The sequence below is a fragment of the Microcoleus sp. T3_D1 genome (assembly GCF_036700405.1).
GTDB lineage: Bacteria > Cyanobacteriota > Cyanobacteriia > Cyanobacteriales > Microcoleaceae > Microcoleus.
The window spans coordinates 1-2533 of sequence record NZ_JAUBOV010000179.1; the positions used below are offsets into that span (position 1 = coordinate 1).

Genomic DNA, 2533 nt, shown 5'->3' on the forward strand with positions numbered 1-2533 from the left:
GTGCGATTCGTTGGGTAGAAACTAGCCCTGAAATGGGTAGAGGATTACCCGCAAGTAACATAAGAACCTTGACAATTTGATAGTCATGTGGGTGAGAGAAAAGTATTCTAGAACCACTCAAGTCCCACCCTCCAAGTGCAGGAGTGAAAGCACACAGAGCGCAGTTCTGAACTGTGTCCCCCAGGGTAGCGACTAGCCATCAATCCCTGAAGCGGGGGTGAAAGGTGTCAATGCTGGAAGCCTAATCTGGCAATCACCAAGCAAGAGTTCATGAGTAGGCATACGAAGGTACGTTTAACCATCGTCATAAATAACCAGCGGAATCAGGCTTACACGCTGGGAGTCCCAAACAGGGCAAGGATAATGGGGAGTTGGCAATTCCTGGTTGACCAACAAGCACTTCCTCCAAACCCGGTGGATAGTACCGCTCTAAAAACTCTATCAATGGCTATCAGAAACGAAGTAACCTCTCGTAAGCTCTCAGTCAGATCGATGACTGAGTAGGTGCTAACCGGATGCGGAGAGTAGGAAAGATTGAGTCAAAAGCCAAAGCCTGAAGTAATGTTCAGGATATGCAGACAGACTCACGATGTTTTGGAAGATAGAGACTCAAGTAAGGAGTATAAATGTCTAAAACGAGTTTAAAGACTACGGTGGAATGGCACTCGATTAACTGGCGCAAGCTAGAGCGGCGAGTTTACAAGCTCCAAAAGAGAATCTATCAAGCCTCTCAACGTGGTGATGTAAAGGCATTACGCAGACTCCAAAAGACGTTGATGAATTCTTGGTCAGCAAGAGCATTATCGGTTCGTAGAGTTACCCAAGATAACACTGGCAAAAAAACAGCAGGAGTGGATGGAATTAAATCTCTATCCCCAGCAGCTCGTTTGAAGTTAGTAAACAACTTAAAACTGGGTTCTAAGGTCAGCCCGACCCGGAGAGTATGGATTCCAAAACCGGGAACGGAAGAGAAGCGACCTCTAGGTATACCTACAATGAAAGACCGAGCCTTGCAAGCACTCGTCAAGATGGCACGCTTAGCCTGAATGGGAAGCGCGATTTGAACCCAACAGTTATGGATTCAGAGCCGGAAGGTCATGTCATGATGCAATTGAGGCAATATTTAACGAGATTAGGTATAAAGCCAAATACGTGCTAGATGCCGACATCTCCAAGTGTTTCGACCGCATCAACCATGTAGCGCTGCTTAACAAACTTAATACATTCCCCACCATTCGCCGTCAAATACGAGCCTGGTTAAAAGCGGGAGTGATGGACAATATGCAGCACTACGAGACATCTGAGGGTACTCCACAGGGTGGGGTCATCTCCCCACTACTAGCAAATATTGCCCTCCACGGGATGGAACACCGGATTAAGCAAGCTTTCCCCAGAAGGACAATAGTCAAGAAAGGGAAATACTCTGGTTATCAATCAGGAGCAACATTAATCAGGTATGCAGATGACTTCGTGATTCTCGCGCGTTGACATAACCGTTGTCCAAAGATGCCGAGAGATAATCTCGGAATGGTTAAAAGACATAGGCTTGGAATTGAAGCCTAGTAAAACAAGACTGACACACACCCTTACAGAAATGGAGGGTGAAAAACCAGGGTTCGACTTCCTTGGTTTCAATATACGACAGTTTCCCAAAGGAAAACACCAATCAGGTAAGAATACCCAAGGGGAAAAACTAGGATTCAAAACCATCATCACCCCAAGCCAAAACAAGATTAAGGTACATTACGACCACATCGCAAGAGTTATTGACGCCCAAAAGTCAGCACCGCAAGCGGCGCTAATCAAACGAATTAACCCCATAATACGGGGATGGGCAAACTACTATGCGACTGTAGTAAGTAAGGAAACTTACGCAGAATTAGACGACCTGGTGTATCGAAAACTTGTAGCTTGGGCAACCCACCGCCACCCAAAGAAATCAAAATCATGGGTGTCAAAGAAATATTGGCAATCTATGGGCGGTAACAACTGGGTATTCGCAACTAGGAAAGAGGGTACAAGCCCACTTCGGTTACTTGACCATGCCGACACTCCAATATTGCGTCATGTGAAAGTTAAAGGCAAATCGTCACCATACGACGCGAACCTAGTTTACTGGAGTACAAGAATGGGTAACAACCCAGAAATGCCAACTAGGGTATCAAAACTCTTGAAAAGGCAAAAAGGGAAGTGCGCCCACTGCGGATTGTTTTTCCGTGAAAACGATGTGATAGAAATTGACCACAAAATCCCGAAATCGCAAGGTGGAAAGGATTCTTACGATAACTGGGAACTTCTACACAGACATTGCCACGACACAAAGACCGCCTCAGATGGCAGTCCCGGCAACAAATCCGGCTGCAATAGTGCCGAGCCTAAGCCCACCAAAAGACTTGAAAAAGTCGCAGACAAATGGGTAATGAGGTATGCGTGACAAGCACCAAATCATTGAGGAGCCGTGTGAAGGGAAACTTTCATGCACGGTTTTGAAGACCAGCGAGGCTGGTGACAGTCTCGCTGAGTTTAATAGGTC

1 pseudogene is annotated in these 2533 nt (G+C 46.2%); it reads left to right on the forward strand.

From position 1 onward, the window contains the following. Nucleotides 1-626: 626 nt before the first annotated feature. Nucleotides 627-2533 (forward strand): annotated as a pseudogene (ltrA, locus tag QT992_RS33200) (group II intron reverse transcriptase/maturase); the annotation flags it as partial.